Raw genomic sequence first — 17,052 nt, 5'->3', positions numbered from 1 at the left:
ACGTCTCGTGCCAAATATAGATGCAAAAGACGTAATACTTACAAATCCATTCGAGGGAATGATGGTTGGGCGGGTACTTTTTGTTATTTGATAACGATTTTTGGGCCTGAATCGTTCCGAATGCATAGGTATAAATGATGAGTGGGCGAACCGGCAACGAGCGTCTGAAAACATGGCAATTGCCAGTCGTTGACGGTTTTAAACCGGATGCATCCGGCGGGTTACCAGACAGGAAAGGAACCAAATCCGGGATTAATTCGGGCATAAAGACAAAAGAAATAAATTAATGCATGTAATTCCATCGTAAAATGCCTATGTTGCCGCAATGCAGTAATCCGTTTGGATTACATTCGTGTTGACTTCGTTCGTTTCATCGCTTCCGTTACTGGTAATGATTCTTTTGATTCTGTGGGCGGTTTTGGCGTCCGGTTGTTTTGCTTACGGTTTGTTTTTTTACAAACTCCTTCTTCGTTCCCGATTGATCTCCGACGCCGAACCGGTTCGTGGGAGCGACCTGGTGTTGGTTGGCTTGTGTTTGCTCGTGTTGCTGGTGCAACTGGCCTCTCTATTTTTCCCGGCTAATTATTACATCGCATTTTTCTGGCTGGGGGGAGCCGTTTCGATGGCACTTGCGGCTCCGGCTACGACGAAATCCTATATCCGGCGATTTACGCGTCAACAAAAGCAAATACCGCTTTTCTGGCTGATGGTTGCCATTGTATTACTATACTCTACGCTCGAACCGTCCAATGTCGACAGCGGGATGTATCACCTGCCTTCAATGCGGTGGTACGAGCGGTTTCGGGTTATTCCGGGACTCGGGAATTTACACGGGCGCCTGGCGTTCAATTCGAGCTTTCTGGTTACCTCCGCAGCTTTTGGTTTCACCGATCTGGCTGGCCAGACGCTATTTCCGCTGAATGGTTTTGTGTTTCTGGTGATCTGCTGGCGATTGTTGGGTTTGGTTCGTTCCAAAAATACCGTCCGGTTTCTGGCATTGGTGGTAATGATGTTACTCTTGTTTTACCACATTCGTCAGGTTTTTTCGCCGACACCGGATGTTTGGGCAACCCTGTTGCCCATCACTATTTTTACGCTCTGGTTGGAAATAAAACCGGAATGGTCCATTCGGCACCTGCTGCTTTATATGCTGGTGTGTCTCAGTATTACCGTCAAATTGGCGACTATTCCGGTGGCCCTCAGTTTGCTGCCGATTGGCTGGAGCGTCAGGCGGCAGCTTTCGCTGCGTCATTTTCTGTGGTTAGCTGGATTCGGATTGCTGATGGTCGGGCCCTGGCTGGTGCGGACAACCATTCTTTCCGGTTATCTTCTATATCCGTTTCCCGCCCTTGATTTGTTTTCGTTCGATTGGAAAATTCCCCTCGAGCGGGTGCGTTTTGAAAAAGATTTCGTTGAATTCTGGGCCAAATTCCGAATCATCGAACCGTATTATGATGCCCGTCTGTTGAAAACTCCCGCTTCAAAATGGATTCCTGACTGGTGGAAACACCGCGAATACTATGTTCTAAATAAACCCATCTGGCTTTTGGCCGTTGTTTCACCGGTTATTGCATTCAGCCATTCCTTGCAATCCAGCCGGCGCATCCGGTTTCGCTCGTTGTTGTTTCCGTATCTGGTCGCGCTGAGCGGTTTTTTATTCTGGTTCCTAACGGCTCCGGAATTTCGGTTTGGATACGCTTTTGTCTGGATGACTGCTTTTTTGCCCTTACTACCGTTTATTCCTCCCAAAACGACATTCTGGAATCTGATGCCCTGGAGCAACGCAATTCTGGTGGGGATGATTGTCGTACTCATTGGTTATTTCGGAATTAATATCCTGTGGAAAGACCACTTCCCGTTGCAGAAATACGCTTTTTTGCCTAAACCATTAACGTATCAAATCGATGGACCGCCATATCGGGCGTATTTCAACCAGCACCGCACCCGGAGTGGATTACTGGTTTTGACGCCAATCGGCAGTCCGTTGGATCAGAGTTGCTTTGAGCAGGAAATTCCGTGTTCGCCGTATTTTTATCCGGACCTGGAATTGAGAGGAACCCAGGTGGCCGACGGATTTCGCAGTTCGATTTATAGACAGAAATAAATTTGTAACCCAAATTAAAAATATGTAAACAAAAGCTATTAAATAGGGGCTAAAAACGGTTTTGCACATGATGTTATCGATTATTATCCCCGCGTACAATGAAGAAAAAACAATTGGTTACGTATTAAAACGGGTTGCCGAAGTAAGTCTTCCAATTCACCTGAACCGAGAAATCGTGGTGGTCGATGATGGGTCGGTCGACCAGACGGGACAAATAGTTCAGCGGTTTATGAGCGAAAATCCGCAGGTTTTAGTGCAGTATATTCGTCAGTCGGTCAACCGGGGAAAAGGGGAAGCGCTGCACACGGGCATTCGGAATGCGGGAGGGCAGTTCATTATTATTCAGGATGCAGACCTGGAATATGATCCGGAAGAATACGGCCATTTGTTGCAACCCTTGCTGTCCGGTCGGGCCGACGTGGTGTACGGTTCGCGGTTTATGGGTGGGCGGCCGCACCGGGTCCTGTATTTCTGGCACACCGTTGGTAACCGGTTTTTGACGCTGTTGTCCAATATGCTGACCGATTTGAACCTGACCGACATGGAAACCTGTTTTAAAGTTTTCCGTAGCGAAATCATTAAAGGCGTTGAATTAAAGGAGAAGCGGTTTGGATTTGAACCCGAAGTGACGGCCAAAATCTCCCGAATTCCGGGCATTCGGATTTACGAAGTTGGTATATCTTATTACGGCCGCACCTATCAGGAAGGCAAGAAAATAGGCTGGCGAGACGGTTTTCGGGCCATATTCTGCATTCTGAAATACAATCTGTTTGTGATGACACCGCGTGAGAAAACGGTTCTGAACCTCCAGACGCCGATCAGCAAGTCGTAAAAACACTGCTTTCATTCGACTATTTTACCGATAAAACGGTCCTGCATATCGATAACGTTTACAAATTGTTGGGAAAATGCCCGCCTGTTTTATTTTAGAATGAAAATCATCTAATTTTGAGGTGCTCATTCGGAAACTCATTTTCCGATCGCTGGTGTTGTCTATTTAGATACATTATTTTGTTCACTGCTTAAATTCCTCCTGTCTATGGCTTTTGATTTTGACATGATTCAGCGCGTATACGACGGTTTCGGCGAACGTGTCGAAGCAGCCCGGCAAGTCGTGGGTCATCCACTCACGTTGTCGGAAAAAATACTGTACGCCCACCTTACCATCGGAAATGCCGTGAAGGCGCTGAATCGGGGTAAAGATTATGTTGATTTTGCTCCTGATCGCGTGGCGATGCAGGATGCAACGGCTCAGATGGCGCTGTTGCAATTCATGCAGGCTGGCCGTTCCAAGGTGGCCGTGCCCTCCACCGTTCACTGCGACCACCTGATTCAGGCGGAAGTTGGAGCAACGCAGGATCTGGAAAATGCCAATAATAAAAACCGGGAGGTGTATGCCTTCCTCTCGTCGGTTTCCGACAAATATGGTATTGGTTTCTGGAAACCAGGTGCTGGTATCATTCACCAGGTGGTCATTGAAAACTACGCATTTCCGGGCGGTCTGATGATCGGAACGGATTCGCACACACCGAACGCCGGTGGATTAGGGATGATCGCCATCGGGGTCGGGGGGGCGGATGCCTGCGACGTGATGGCCGGTTTGCCCTGGGAACTGAAAATGCCTAAACTGATCGGTATCAAGCTGGTAGGTAAATTGTCGGGTTGGGCTTCGGCGAAAGATATTATCCTGCGCGTAGCCGGTATTCTGACGGTAAAAGGAGGAACGGGCTGCATCGTTGAGTATTTCGGCGAAGGTGCCGATAGCCTGTCGGCCACCGGAAAAGGCACGATCTGTAACATGGGAGCGGAAATTGGCGCAACGACGTCCATTTTTGCGTATGACGAAAAAATGGGCGATTACCTGCGGGCAACCAACCGTGCGGATGTGGCCGAAGCTGCCAACGCCGTTCGTCAGCACCTGCGCTCGGACGATGAAGTCTATGCCGATCCGGCTTCTTATTACGATCAGGTTATTGAAATCAACCTGTCGGAACTCGAACCACACATCAATGGTCCATATACGCCGGATCTCGCGTGGCCGCTGTCGAAGTTTGCGCAGGCGGTGAAAGAAAACGGCTGGCCCGAAAAACTGGATGTGGGTCTGATCGGTTCCTGCACCAACTCATCGTACGAAGATATGACCCGCGCGGCATCCATTGCTCGCCAGGCCATTTCCAAAAATCTGAAAACTCATTCAGAATATACGGTAACACCGGGTTCGGAATTGGTTCGTTTTACGACTGAACGCGACGGTTTACTGGATACCTTTGAAAAAATCGGGGGTGTCGTTCTGGCCAACGCCTGCGGACCCTGCATTGGGCAGTGGGCACGTCACATCGACGATCCAACCCGTCAAAACTCGATCATTACCTCCTTCAACCGGAACTTTGCCAAACGCAACGACGGTCTCGCAACCACCCACGCGTTTGTAGCTTCGCCGGAACTGGTAACAGCAATGTCGATTGCCGGTAGCCTGACGTTCAACCCGATGACGGACAAACTGACCAGCGAAAGCGGTGAAGAAGTGATGCTGGACGAACCGGAAGGTATCGAATTGCCGGTCAATGGCTTTGCGGTGGATGATGCGGGTTATCAGGCACCCGCCGAAGATGGCAGCGGTGTTCAGATTGTGGTGAGTCCCACCTCGGATCGTCTGCAGTTGCTGGAATCGTTCAAGGCGTGGGAAGGCACGGATTTGCTGGGTCTGAAACTGCTGATCAAAGCGAAAGGCAAATGTACGACCGACCACATTTCGATGGCCGGACCGTGGCTGAAATACCGGGGTCACCTCGATAATATTTCCAACAACATGTTGATCGGTGCGGTCAATTTCTTCAATGAAAAGACCAACACCGTTAAAAATCAGTTGTCGGGCGAGTTTGGTGAAGTTCCGGCTACCCAGCGGGCTTACAAAGCCGCCGGCATTGGTTCCATCGTTGTTGGTGACGAAAACTACGGCGAAGGTTCTTCCCGCGAGCATGCCGCGATGGAACCGCGCTTCCTGGGTGTTCGGGCCATTCTGGTGAAATCATTCGCCCGGATTCACGAAACGAACCTGAAAAAACAGGGAATGCTGGCGCTGACCTTTGCTGATCCGGACGATTACGATGACATCCGGGAAGATGACACCATCGACATTCTGGGTCTGACGGAATTCAGCCCGAACGGTCAGTTGACGATCCGCTTGAATCATGCCGACGGATCGAGCGAAGAGTTCCAGGTGAATCATACCTACAACGAAACGCAGATCGAGTGGTTCAAAGCCGGTTCGGCCCTGAACCTGATCAAGCAGAAGCAAAACGCGTAAACACCTGCTTTAAAGTTTCTTTAGCCCTCAAAACCGCCGTGTTTTGAGGGTTTTGTCGTTTCGCGGAGATGAGCAGAGGAAATAGGAGCTAAGCAGAGAAAATATTTAACTCCGCTTAACTCCTTTTCCTCTGCTCAACTCCGCGAAATAACTCATTAACGCTTCACTGACCATTTATACCGTTTCATCGGGAAAAGGATTGAATTGTTGTAAGTTTGCCGGTACCTTACCCGCACAAGCATTGCGTAGTGTATGACCTATGAAGTCTGGCAACCCATGTTCATTGGCATGGTGATTTCAATTCTGCTCATTAATGTCGTCCAGTGGATTACGTATCGGGAGCGGATTTATGGATTATATACACTCTACATGTTGGTCTGGCTGGCCTATTTTATCGTTCGCGTGCCCGAAATCAGGATCGGATTTTCCAATAACGATTATTATTTCATCCGGGCCTGTGGCCCAATGATCGCGTATTTCATCTATTTTGGGTTTACCGACGCCTTTATCGGTTTACGAAAACGACTGCCCGGTTTGTTTCGGGTGTTTCAGTATACGCAGCTTTGTATTGCGATCTACGTCATTCTCCAATTCACGATTTGTTACCTGACGGAGGACTGGTATCCCCGGGTTTACGATACCGCACACACTACTATCCGGCTCGGAATGATTGGGTTAGCGGTTTTTGGTATCTATAAAATCCTGCAATTGAAGGATACCGTAACGCAGTACTTCATCACCGGATCGACCTTTTTGATGGTAGGTGCGGTTACCTCCATGATATTGACTTACCTGGATACTTTTCCCGGCCCTGGTTCGGAATTCTGGAAAGCCCCTTTAACCGCCATTCAGATTGGGATTATTCTAGAATTAATCTGTTTTTCGCTGGGATTAGGCTACCGCCAACGGCACGCGGCCATCCGGACGGCGGTTTTGGAGCAAAAAATGGAGCGCCAGCAGGAAAAACACGAACGCAAACAACTGGAAAACGAACTTTCGGTGCAGCAACTGCGGCAGGAAATGTCGGAAGTGCAGATGAAGGCGTTGCAGTCGCAATTGAATCCGCACTTTTTGTTCAATTCCCTCAATTCCCTGTCATCCCTGATCGCGGATGAGCCCGTTAAAGCCGAACAATTTGTCGACGAAATGGCGAGTGTTTACCGCTATATTCTCCAAACCAACGATGTTGAGTTAACGACCCTCCACCGCGAACTCCAGTTTATCCACTCGTATTTCCATTTGCTGCAAACCCGCTATGCACGCGGGATCGACCTGAAAATCGAGGTGGCAACTCACTTGATGAACAGCCAGCTTCCCCCGCTCACCCTCCAGCTATTGGTTGAAAATGCCGTCAAACACAATATTGTGTCCGGTGATCAACCCTTGAAAATTCATATTTCAACTACGGAAGAGGCCTGGCTCACCGTTCGAAATACCTTGCAGCGTAAATCGGTCGATCGGGTGAAATCGACCCAAAAAGGATTGCTCAACATCCTGACAAAGTACAAGATGCTCGGTCAGCCCACGCCAACGGTGCTGGAAACCGGCGATGAATTTGTTGTTACGCTTCCCCTGATCCGATAAGCCATCCGCTTCATATTCGCCTTTTTCCGTTTCATTGAAATAGAACTGGTTTCCGTTAAGGCTGTCCACCACTTTTGGGGCACTAACAACATCTACTACACCAATGAGAACGATTTCTACACTCAGGATGCTGGTTTGGGCACTGGTACTGACAAATTGCCAGCAAACTAATTCTGAGGTTGAACGGGGTTTGAAGGCCAATCCCCAAACCGGATATGTTGCCGGAAAAGTGACCGACACCGAAGGAAAACCGATGAAAGGAGCGAGGGCTTTCGTTGATAACACAATTTATTACAATTCCAGGGTCTCTGATAGCAGCGATGCGTCGGGCAATTGCCCGTTGAACATTCCGGCTGGATCGGTTTTTAAAGCATATGCCAAAATCGAAAAAGAATACAATGTAGCGTATTTTAAAATCGAGTTGCACCCCAGGAAGACAGACGCGATCGGCAACGATGATCGCGTAGTCAGGAATTTTTTCTGGGAGTTGTCCGGCGAAAAAACATCGGTTTGTAATGCCTTTTACGGTGGTGAAGGTCAGCTCTATATGGCCAAACATAAACCTTCGGGCCGGAATCTGCAGGTGCTGGATGGCTCCGATCACGACAATCCGTATGGAACCTCGGTAAACCTGGATTTCTTTGGCCAGCATTCGCCCATCAGTTGCGATAATTGCGTGAAAGTTCAGTATCGGGAGTCATAAACCAACCGGTTTTTAAAGAAACAACCATGAAAAATGTAAACCGGTTTACCATTATCGGGGGCGGTATCGCGGGTATGACCACAGCGATTGCGCTTCGCAAAATCGGCATCAAAGCGACTATGTTCGAAGCGTCACCGACCATCAGGCCGCTCGGAGCGGGCCTGGCACTGGCCGCAAACGCCGTTAAGGGTTTCCAAAAGTTAGGGATAGCCGACGCCATTCTGCCCGGCGGCCGTTTGATGGATGCGTTTGTGATTCTGGACGAAAAAGGCCGTGAGATCACGCGGACCGACAGCCGGGCCGTCGGTCAGAAATACGGGATTGATAATTTTACGATTCACCGGGCGATCCTGCACCAGGCGCTATTGGATCAGTTGGTCGGGAATCCGATTGTGCTGGGAAAACGTGCCATTTCCATTGACCAGAGTGGCGAAGGCATCATTATGCGGTTTGACGACGGGACCGTTCACCAGACGGATTACCTGATTGTGGCCGACGGAATTCACTCGGCCATTCGCCAGCAGTTGCTCCCCGATTCCAAACCGCGTTACGCTGGCTATACCTGCTGGCGGGCGGTTGTCGACGTCGGAAGGCTGAATCTGGATCTGCACGAAGCAACCGAAACCTGGGGTCGGAACGGACGGGTTGGCATTGTCCCGCTGGCCGGTAACAAAATTTACTGGTTTGCCTGCGTTAATGCACCGTTTCAGGATGCCCGGATGCGGAGTACGAAAGTCAGCGAGTTGACGACCCGGTTCAAAAATTACCACCGCCCGATTCCGGAAATCATTGCGCAAACGAAGGATGAAAATCTGCTGTGGAATGATATTATCGACCTGAAACCGCTGTCGTGCTATGCCTTTGGCAATGTGCTGTTTGTGGGTGATGCCGCTCATGCCACCACGCCCAACATGGGTCAGGGTGCTTGCCAGGCCATTGAAGATGCGGTGGTCCTGGCAAATGAACTTTCGGCGAGCGATCAACCCGCTGAGGCTTTTAAACGGTTTGAAAACCGGCGCCTGAAACGAACACACTACATCACCGAAACATCCCGGCGGATCGGGCAGGTTGCTCAAATTCAAAATCCGATACTGGCGGTTTTGCGCAACAGACTGTTTCGGATGTTACCGGCGAGTATGAATGATCGACAATTAGAAACCTTGTATAAAGTGGATTTTTAAGTATATTTCTGCTCAATACTCATTCTGTTATGCATCGGGTACTGTTCAATATTGAACGCATTGTTCGGCCTTCGGACGAAGAAAAGACCGCTTTTGAGCAGATCATTCACCACCGTGTTCTCGCCAAAAACGAGTTGTACGTGCGCGAGGGTGCGGTTTGTAAAACCATCGGTTTTATTGAAAAAGGGTGTGGCCGTCTGTTTTACGAAATTGACGGGTGGGAAGTTTCAAAAGAATTCCTGTTTGAAAATTCGCTGCTGGGTTCGTTTGTCGGGTTTTTTACCCAAAAACCGTCCAATGTCAATGTGATAACGGTGGAGGAGACCCGGTTACTTGAAATGAACTATGACGACGTGATGGCGCTCTGCCGGACCTACCCGGTTTGGCAACGGTTTGCGACCTTGTTGTTGCAGGACCAGCTGATGCGGGTGGAACGAAGAGAAGCTTCCCTGTTGAAAGACGCCCCCGAAGATCGGTATCGGCGGTTACTGGAGGAACACCCAAAAGTGTTGAACCGGATTCCGGCGGAGTATGTCGCCAGTTATTTGGGAATAACGCCCGAAACGCTGGTTCGGTATCGGTCCGGTATTGGGGTTTGAAGTATATTTGTAGTTGACACTGGTTACAGCAAGTATAAAATTTAACAGTCCTGGTGTATTGCCGTGAATGAATTAACCAGCATAAAAAACGAAGAAGGGGAGGTTTACGCGATCATGAGCTACGAGCCTTCCCGGAATTATCTTTTAATGAAATGGATCGGCTTTTGTACCGATGATGAATTGATAACGGCCACGCTGAAGATGCTGGAGTGGCAACAATCGGAGGGCTGGAGGCACGTATGCCAGTTTCACGTACACGACACGAAAGAGTTTGATGTAGCCTGGGCCGGGGCGGTTGACTGGATTGTCAATGAATATTTTCCACAACTTCACAGGGCCGGTGTGCGCTATAACATCAGCATTCTGTCGCCGGATTTGTTTTCCAAGCTGTCATCAGAGGCTTTGTTTGAAAAAAGTGAGCCTGTACTGCCCACAAAATTGTGTGAAACGCTGTCGGAAGCGGAACGTTTTATTGATGAACATCGTCAGGTTTCAGACTAAAAGAAGCCCGCTGGAAGACCGGTTTTTCTTCTAGTGCCTTCTTCGTGCCTTTTTCCGATCTTAACTCGTAACCCCAGTACATGATTACCGTACGACATTCCGAAATGATTCGATTGCCGCTAACGGAGGTCTACGGATTGTTAGGATGTTATGAATATGATATGCTGTGGCGAAGTAACTTGTTTTCCCTGAAACAGGATTCGCCCGGTTTGGCCCGTTCCGGCATGAAACTGCACCAGATTGTCCGGCTTTTTGATCAGGAAATGACCATTTCAGCGGAGGTGACGGCGGCTGCGCACAACCGTCGGACGGCGCACGAGAGCGTGAACAGCCCGGTTGAATTGTGGGAGCAGCGATTGTTTGAGCGGTTTGACAAGGAAACCCGCGTCACCTACGAAATGAGCCTGGAGTTAAAAGGCTGGCAACGACTTATGGCGCCTTTGTTGATTCATCAGTTGCAGCGCCAGTTTCGGAATGACCTGATTCGGGTGAAACAATTGCTGGAAGAAACTCCCAATCCGCTGATCGAATTGCCCAAACGGCTGGCTTAGAAACCGCGGGCTATTTTCCCATCCATTTCTTGAATTCGGTCGCCCGTTCGCGGCTCACCAGTACTTCCTCTTCCGGAGCCGGTTTTAGCGTGAGTTTGAGTTTGTTGTTGAAGTAAGGATGTATCTGCTGGACGCAGTTGATATCGACGATGAATTGCCGGTTGGCCCGGAAAAACTGCAATGGATCGAGCATCGCTTCGAGTTCGTCAAGCGTATAATCCACCGAAAATTTCTGGTTGCTGCGGGTTCGGAACAAACTGACGCCCTCTTCGGAATAGAAATACGCAATGTCGGCCACCTCAACGGGCATCCATTGTGAAAGGTGTTTCACCAAAAAACGCTTCCGGTATTCGGCGGGCTGGATTTGCTGACGGAGCTGCTGGACTAATGCATCGATGGCCATTTTTCCCCCAGTTTCGGCTTCGGCCGGATTCCGCAGTTTCCGGTGTTTTTCCAGACTGGCCTCCAGTTCGTGCCGTTTGATGGGTTTTAGCAGGTAATCGATGCTGTTGACTTTGAATGCCCGCAACGCATATTCGTCGTAGGAAGTCGTGAAAATGACCGGAGATTCGACGGGGGTTTGTTCGAATATTTCAAAACTCTGACCGTCAGCCAGTTCGATGTCCATCAAAATCAGGTCCGGGGCCGTATTATTTTGTAACCATTGGACGGAAGAGCGAACGCTGGCGGCCGTTCCAACAATGCGGATGGAATTATCCACGTCCTGTAAAAGTTTGGTCAGCTTACGGACTGCCAGTTCTTCGTCTTCAATTACCAGTACATCCATACAATTAGGTCGTTATATGCCGGGCGAGGTGGGTTGGTTGATTGCCTTTCGAAATTGTATCCCAAATAGCAGATTCGGCCACTTTTTTCCAAATTCCAGTCGATTGAAACCGCAAATTGCTCCGGTAAACCGGTAGAGTTTCACCTTGAAATGCGCGGAGATTTAACTCACTCCGGTTTTTTCGCGAAGCAGCGGCAGCGTGACGATAAACAGGCTTTCTTTCTCCTCGATTGTTGGTCGGGCCTGGTTCAGCAGTTTGTATTTGGACGCAATATTGGAAAGGCCAACGTGGTTCGATTCCACCCGCACGTTTTTGCGTTGCAGCGTATTGCGGATTGCTAAAAAGCCGTCAGCTGCGTCAATCTCAATCCGAAGCGGTTTTTCCGGTAGCATCATGTTGTGCTTCACCGCGTTTTCAACCAGCATTTGCAAGGTCAGTGGAGGTAACAATGCTTCTTTGTCTTCTTCTCCGACGCGAATGTGCAGCGAAAGTCCGGCACCGTACCGGGTTTTGAGTAAATGATAATACGAATCGATGAATTCGAGTTCTTTCCGCAGCGTAGTAAGTTCCCGTTCGTTGGTTTGTAACAAATACCGGTAAACGCTGGCCATGTCGTCGACGAACTCTTCAGCCAGCGCCGGATTTTCAGAAATAAGCGATGATAAGGTATTGAGCGAATTGAACAGAAAATGTGGATTCACCTGGCTTTTTAATACCTCAAACCGGCCCTGCCACTGCGTACGCAGCAGGGCTTCTTTCTCCAGATTGGTTTTTTGCCACTGAATAAACACGTAAGATCCTTCGTATATGCCGATGTATAATAAGTGGTAAAAAATCTGAATACCGATGGTTTCCAGGTACATAATAAAAAAATCAATGTTGAAGCTAAGGACGACATATTCGTTGTTCGGATAGATTAATAAATGCCCGAATTGTCGGAGAAAAAAGCCCACATTGACCAGAATCGGAAATGCCAGCAGTAACCAATACACTCGTTGACGGGTGTTCGACAAACTTGGGTACCGCCGTTGAATCATTCGGACAATCCAGCGCGTTAAATTCCAGCAAGTATAACCCGAAACTACGCCAACAATAAAATACCGAATTAACTCATCCGAAGTATAACTCAGTATCATTTTAACCCGAAAGAATAAGGCCCCGAAAAAGAACAGGATTAGCGGGCCTAAAATTCGAAGTCGGGTATCGTTAACCGTTTTCATTTTCTTTCAGAAATACTCCGCCGTATGGGTAACGACCATTAATTTGTCATGAGTGGCAATGTCACGCAAAACTGCGTATCCGTATTCAGAATTTCCAGCCCGCCATGACCGAGTAACTGGTATTTAGTGGCAATATTGGCCAATCCGACTCCATTGGACGCAACGCGCAGATTCTTCAGCTGAACGTTGTTCGAAACCGTCAGGCGACCGCCATCGATTGTTTCGATCCGGATCTGTAGCGGCTGGTCGGCCAGAATAATATTGTGCTTCACCGCATTTTCGACCAGCATTTGCAACGTTAACGGCGGCAATTGTGCATCCTGAAAACCATCGGCGATCCGAACGTCCAGATTGATACCGCTGCCGTAGCGGGTTTTAAGGAGGTGAAAATACGATTCGATGAACGTTAATTCGTCGCGCAGGCTCGTTAATGCGTTTTCATTCGTCTGAAGCAGGTATCGGTAGACACTCGATAATTCTTCGATAAATAGTTCGGCTTTATCGGTATCCTCGTCAATTAATGACGATAACGTATTGAGCGAATTAAAAAGAAAATGCGGGTTTACCTGCTGTTTTAAACTGTCCAGCTGACTCTGTAGGTTCGCTTTTTTTAGCTTTTCAGTTTCGCTGATGGTTTGCGACCATTTCTCAAAAGTATACACACTTTCGTGTACAATGTTCGCAATTAGATTTCCGATTGTGCCAAATGAAATTGCCCAGATAAGACGGTTTGTATCGAAAATGTAGTGCGGAAAATTAATCCATTTGTAAAAATAAAACAGGAACGCAATGACCGTGGATGACATCAGAATGTGAATGGAAAGTGCCAAGACCATCCGGGTCCAGGTTTGACGAACCTGAGGAAACCGCTTGCGTAGATAAACCGCCGGAAGCGCGTGGAGAAAGAAAGCCGGAGTCCAGATAAGCGTGGTGATAATCGATGCACCAATAAAAATATCCAGCCGCTGGATGTAGAGTTTCCCGAATAGCATATAATTCAGGAAAAAATAATAGCCGGGCAAAATGCCCAGCGCGATCCAGGTATCTTTATTGGTGTAACGGTTTAATTTCAAGCCCACATCGGTACGAAAAAGTCAGGGTAAATTTACCAAAAAATCGGCACCTTTTGCGATCAGCGGGACCTGAACGCTAAACTGACGGCCATCGTCAGTGATCACTGGACGGGGTAAACGTAAAAGCGTAAACCGCTCACTTAATTGAGTCAAACTGCCCGCTTCCTTATTGACCTGTAGGGTTTTCCGCTGAATGTTATTGGAAATTCGCAATGAAATCGAATCCGGTTTTCCGGCCGACTCAGCATAAAGTGTAATGTGGAGTGGCCGGTCGACCATGATGACGTTGTACCGAATGGCATTTTCAATCAAGGTCTGGAGGCTGAACGGCGGCAAATAACAATCCATTAAACACGGTTCGATGCTGATCTGAAGCTCGATGGCCCGCCCGTAGCGCACCTTTAACAGGTAAAAAAAGGAGTGAACGAAGTTGATTTCCGTTTGCAGCGTTACCACTTTACGATCGTTGGATTGGAGCAGATACCGGTAAACACTCGACATCTCCTCCAGAAATTTGTTGGCCTGCTGCTTATCCTCAGAAATGAGTGCCGACAGTGAATTAAGGCTGTTGAACAGAAAATGCGGATTTACCTGATTCTTTAAACTATCGAACTGGCCCTGAATCCGCGACTTCTGAACGGCCTCAGCCTCAGCGACCGCCAGCCGGTATTGGTGCAGGTAGTAAATAATTTCGTAGGTCGTCCCCAGCATCAGGGAACAAAAAATACCGATTCCGATGTAAGCCTGATAGACCCGGGCAGTGATGGGAATAATGGCCAGGCCGCTGAGGTCGGTCAGGAAAATAAATAACGATTGGCAGACGATGGCTAACAGGATGTAACCGGTAAACGTTATAACAATACGACGGAAAGCGTTACGGGCGTCGGGGAACTGTTTGCGGACAAACCCAACCCAACTCACGGAACCTTCCCACGCCAGCGTGACGTAGGCCATGCCAATAAACACCCAACCGGTGTACAAAACCGGATTGTCATGGTATTCTTTAAGGTATATTACATTCGCCAACAGCACAATCAGCGGGATTCCAATCCAGCGGAGCCATCGATCGTTCGGTCTTTCCAACGTTGTCACGTACTTTACAATGGGGATAATAATTTTTTGGTAAAATAAGTGGTATAAAACCGTTCGCTCAATACAGACTTGATTGAAACGCGCACTTTTGGGGTTGAATTGAGGTTAGTTGATGCTAAAGAGTATAAAATCGTTTTGGGCGCTTAGTTTTACTGAAAATTCCCTGAACCAAGTTAAAACATGACTAAATACAGTTTCCTCTTTCTTCTGGTTCCAATTTCGCTCTATGCCCAGCAGCCAGTTGTCAGCCGTTCGGTGGCCGATTCCGTTCAACTGGCGGAAGTAACCGTTCGGGGGTTTGAAACCAATCGGCCGTTGCTCGAAACCGCATCTTCGGTGAATGTGCTGTCTGCGAAAGATCTGACCCAGCGGTTTGGTACACCGTCGCTTGTCCCCGCATTTAACACCCTGCCGGGAGTACGGATGGACGAACGGTCGCCCGGAAGTTACCGGCTTTCGATTCGGGGTAGCCTGATTCGTTCACCGTTTGGGGTGCGGAATGTGAAGATTTACTGGCACGAATTACCGCTCACCGATGCGGGTGGAACTACATACCTGAACGCGCTGGATGTGCGGTCGATTGGCCGGGTGGAAGTCATCAAAGGTCCTTCGGGCAGTTTATACGGGGCCGGAACGGGCGGAGCGGTTTTGCTATCCGGTCCGACCAATTCAGGCGGTGAAGTGGCCAATCGTGCTGAAGTGGGAGCGCTGGCTGGTGCATACGGTTTGTCGGGCCAGAATTATTCGTTTCAAACGGGAAAAAACAACTCGGCTATTTCGTTGAATTACGGTCATTTACAATCCGACGGGTATCGTCAGAACAGCCGGATGTACCGCGATAATCTGTCGGTAAGCGGAACGTTTGCCGTGAACGAGAAACAAACCGTCTCGGTGATGGGGCTGTATACCGATCTGATGTACCAAACGCCCGGCGGTTTGAACCGGACTCAATTTTTAGCGAATCCACGAAATGCACGTCCGTCGACCCCGGCCATCGCGGGCAGCGTTGATCAGCACGCGGGTATTTACCAAAAAACCGGTTACCTGGGTTTTTCACACCAATACCGCTGGAACAGCCGGATTCAGAACACCACCGTAATTTTTGGTTCTACCACCGATTTCTATAACCCGTTCATTACCAATTACGAAAAACGGGCCGATCAGGGAATAGGGGCACGGACGGTTACGCGCTGGCAGATGATTGAAGAAGGTGTTCCGACGCAACTGGTTTTCGGGGGCGAATACCAGCAGAATTTCACCGTCGACCGCAACTACGGCAATCGCCGGGGCAATCCCGATACCCTCCAGGCTGACGACGAACTTCGGGCGTCGCAGTCGGTCATTTTTGCCCAACTGGAAGCTACGCTGCCGCTGGGAATCATTGCCACCGCCGGTCTAAGCCGAAACGAGGTTGCGTACGGTTTTACCCGGTTTTCGGTGCTGCCCATCGTGGCTCAACCGCGTGCTTTTCAGCCAGTTTGGTTGCCACGGGTGGCTTTGTTAAAGAAACTCGGCGAATATGTTTCAGTTTTTGCGAGCATCAGCACCGGTTATTCGGCGCCAACGATTCAGGAAGTCCGGCCGTCGGAGGGGACGTTCAATTCGACGCTGGAACCAGAAAAAGGAACCAACCTGGAAGTGGGTTTGCGGGGGCAATTGAGCCGGTTTCAGTTCGACGTGGCGGCTTATCAGTTTCGGCTGCGCCAGACCATTGTGCGTCGATCGGTGGTAAGCGGAGCCGAATATTTCATCAATGCCGGAGCCACCAATCAAAAAGGGCTGGAAGTTCAGTTGGCGTATAACCTCGTGGTTCCCAAACCGGGCGGTTTCTGGCAATCCGTTCGGGTCTGGAACAGCACGACGGCTACGAATTACCGGTTTAAGAATTACCAGCAGGGCGCCGTGGATGCGTCGGGAAACCGGGTAACGGGCGTGCCTCCGCTGGTGGTCTCAACCGGACTGGATGCCGAAACGCGCGTCGGTTTGTACGCACACGCGACACATCAATTCATCGATCAGTTTCCGCTGGATGATGCCAATACCGTGAAGTCCGACATCGCCCGGATGCTGAACGCAACCCTCGGATTCCGGAAATCTCTCGGCAAACATTGGGCACTGGATGCGTACGTCAGTGGCGACAACCTGCTGGACCAGACCTACAGCCTGGGCTACGACCTCAATGCCCTCGGCGGACGCTATTACAATGCCGCTCCGCGCCGGAACATCACGGGAGGAGTGAAGCTGGCGGTGCGGTGGTAAAACCGGATACGTTTTCTTTTCGGGATCGTGTTACTTTTTGACAAAAAAACGTCTCAAATAGGTACTCGTATTCCTAAAACTAAACGAAAA

Annotated in this window: 14 protein-coding genes; 10 read left to right on the top strand and 4 right to left on the bottom strand. The window is 49.2% G+C overall.

All coding sequences use genetic code 11. The annotated features are described in order from the left end of the window. The first annotated feature begins 391 nt into the window (after window positions 1-391). The 9 genes from EHT25_RS04520 (at window position 392) to EHT25_RS04480 (ending at window position 10,530) form a co-directional block, all read left to right on the top strand. A complete protein-coding gene (locus tag EHT25_RS04520) occupies window positions 392-2,104 on the top strand; it encodes an LIC_10190 family membrane protein (RefSeq protein ID WP_124871261.1) in 1,713 nt (570 codons plus the stop codon). Between the two features lie 67 nt (window positions 2,105-2,171). Next, window positions 2,172-2,936, top strand: coding sequence for a glycosyltransferase family 2 protein (locus EHT25_RS04515; protein WP_124871258.1), 765 nt, complete (start codon window positions 2,172-2,174; stop codon window positions 2,934-2,936). Between the two features lie 207 nt (window positions 2,937-3,143). Further along, window positions 3,144-5,411 carry an aconitate hydratase gene (locus EHT25_RS04510; protein ID WP_124871255.1) on the top strand — a complete coding sequence of 756 codons (2,268 nt, stop codon included), beginning with the start codon at window positions 3,144-3,146 and terminating at the stop codon, window positions 5,409-5,411. A 252-nt stretch (window positions 5,412-5,663) separates the two neighbouring features. After that, the gene (locus EHT25_RS04505; RefSeq protein ID WP_124871251.1) at window positions 5,664-6,995 is read left to right on the top strand and encodes a sensor histidine kinase; all 1,332 of its coding nucleotides are present in this window, start codon (window positions 5,664-5,666) and stop codon (window positions 6,993-6,995) included. 103 nt (window positions 6,996-7,098) lie between these two features. Next, window positions 7,099-7,698, top strand: a complete 600-nt coding sequence (locus tag EHT25_RS04500) for a hypothetical protein (protein WP_124871248.1) — start codon at window positions 7,099-7,101, stop codon at window positions 7,696-7,698. A gap of 26 nt (window positions 7,699-7,724) precedes the next feature. Further along, window positions 7,725-8,879 carry an FAD-dependent monooxygenase gene (locus EHT25_RS04495; RefSeq protein ID WP_124871245.1) on the top strand — a complete coding sequence of 385 codons (1,155 nt, stop codon included), beginning with the start codon at window positions 7,725-7,727 and terminating at the stop codon, window positions 8,877-8,879. 29 nt (window positions 8,880-8,908) lie between these two features. Continuing rightward, window positions 8,909-9,478, top strand: coding sequence for a Crp/Fnr family transcriptional regulator (locus EHT25_RS04490; protein ID WP_124871241.1), 570 nt, complete (start codon window positions 8,909-8,911; stop codon window positions 9,476-9,478). 63 nt (window positions 9,479-9,541) lie between these two features. Then, window positions 9,542-9,979: a hypothetical protein gene (locus tag EHT25_RS04485; RefSeq protein WP_124871239.1), complete on the top strand. Its 438-nt coding sequence runs from the start codon at window positions 9,542-9,544 to the stop codon at window positions 9,977-9,979. Between the two features lie 80 nt (window positions 9,980-10,059). Beyond that, window positions 10,060-10,530, top strand: a complete 471-nt coding sequence (locus tag EHT25_RS04480; protein ID WP_124871237.1) for an SRPBCC family protein — start codon at window positions 10,060-10,062, stop codon at window positions 10,528-10,530. 10 nt (window positions 10,531-10,540) lie between these two features. Here the strand turns inward: EHT25_RS04480 and EHT25_RS04475 are convergent, their stop codons facing one another. The 4 genes from EHT25_RS04475 to EHT25_RS04460 all read right to left on the bottom strand — a co-directional run bounded on the left by EHT25_RS04475 (window position 10,541) and on the right by EHT25_RS04460 (window position 14,694). Then, a complete protein-coding gene (locus EHT25_RS04475; protein ID WP_124871234.1) occupies window positions 10,541-11,317 on the bottom strand; it encodes a LytR/AlgR family response regulator transcription factor in 777 nt (258 codons plus the stop codon). Between the two features lie 162 nt (window positions 11,318-11,479). Beyond that, a complete protein-coding gene (locus EHT25_RS04470; RefSeq protein WP_229311435.1) occupies window positions 11,480-12,310 on the bottom strand; it encodes a sensor histidine kinase in 831 nt (276 codons plus the stop codon). A 266-nt stretch (window positions 12,311-12,576) separates the two neighbouring features. Next, on the bottom strand, window positions 12,577-13,611 hold the full coding sequence (locus EHT25_RS04465) for a sensor histidine kinase (RefSeq protein WP_229311434.1): 1,035 nt from the start codon (window positions 13,609-13,611) through the stop codon (window positions 12,577-12,579). Window positions 13,612-13,632: 21 nt separating this feature from the next. Beyond that, window positions 13,633-14,694, bottom strand: a complete 1,062-nt coding sequence (locus EHT25_RS04460; protein WP_124871228.1) for a sensor histidine kinase — start codon at window positions 14,692-14,694, stop codon at window positions 13,633-13,635. 189 nt (window positions 14,695-14,883) lie between these two features. Between EHT25_RS04460 and EHT25_RS04455 the strand changes: the two genes are divergently transcribed. Beyond that, window positions 14,884-16,962 (top strand): TonB-dependent receptor, encoded by a 2,079-nt coding sequence (locus tag EHT25_RS04455; protein ID WP_124871225.1) that lies wholly within the window; start codon window positions 14,884-14,886, stop codon window positions 16,960-16,962. Window positions 16,963-17,052 lie beyond the last annotated feature (90 nt).

Origin of the sequence: Larkinella rosea, from assembly GCF_003858635.1 — a bacterium.
Lineage (GTDB): Bacteria > Bacteroidota > Bacteroidia > Cytophagales > Spirosomataceae > Larkinella > Larkinella rosea.
Note: the sequence above shows the minus strand (reverse complement) of the source record. Positions and strands in the feature narration are given on the sequence as shown.

Bases quoted from the DNA above. Each gene is read 5' to 3' on its own strand.
- EHT25_RS04520 (WP_124871261.1), top strand. From the start codon at position 392: ATGATTCTTTTGATTCTGTGGGCGGTTTTGGCGTCCGGTTGTTTTGCT.
- EHT25_RS04515 (WP_124871258.1), top strand. From the start codon at position 2,172: ATGATGTTATCGATTATTATCCCCGCGTACAATGAAGAAAAAACAATT.
- EHT25_RS04510 (WP_124871255.1), top strand. From the start codon at position 3,144: ATGGCTTTTGATTTTGACATGATTCAGCGCGTATACGACGGTTTCGGC.
- EHT25_RS04505 (WP_124871251.1), top strand. From the start codon at position 5,664: ATGACCTATGAAGTCTGGCAACCCATGTTCATTGGCATGGTGATTTCA.
- EHT25_RS04500 (WP_124871248.1), top strand. From the start codon at position 7,099: ATGAGAACGATTTCTACACTCAGGATGCTGGTTTGGGCACTGGTACTG.
- EHT25_RS04495 (WP_124871245.1), top strand. From the start codon at position 7,725: ATGAAAAATGTAAACCGGTTTACCATTATCGGGGGCGGTATCGCGGGT.
- EHT25_RS04490 (WP_124871241.1), top strand. From the start codon at position 8,909: ATGCATCGGGTACTGTTCAATATTGAACGCATTGTTCGGCCTTCGGAC.
- EHT25_RS04480 (WP_124871237.1), top strand. From the start codon at position 10,060: ATGATTACCGTACGACATTCCGAAATGATTCGATTGCCGCTAACGGAG.
- EHT25_RS04475 (WP_124871234.1), bottom strand. From the start codon at position 11,317: ATGGATGTACTGGTAATTGAAGACGAAGAACTGGCAGTCCGTAAGCTG.
- EHT25_RS04455 (WP_124871225.1), top strand. From the start codon at position 14,884: ATGACTAAATACAGTTTCCTCTTTCTTCTGGTTCCAATTTCGCTCTAT.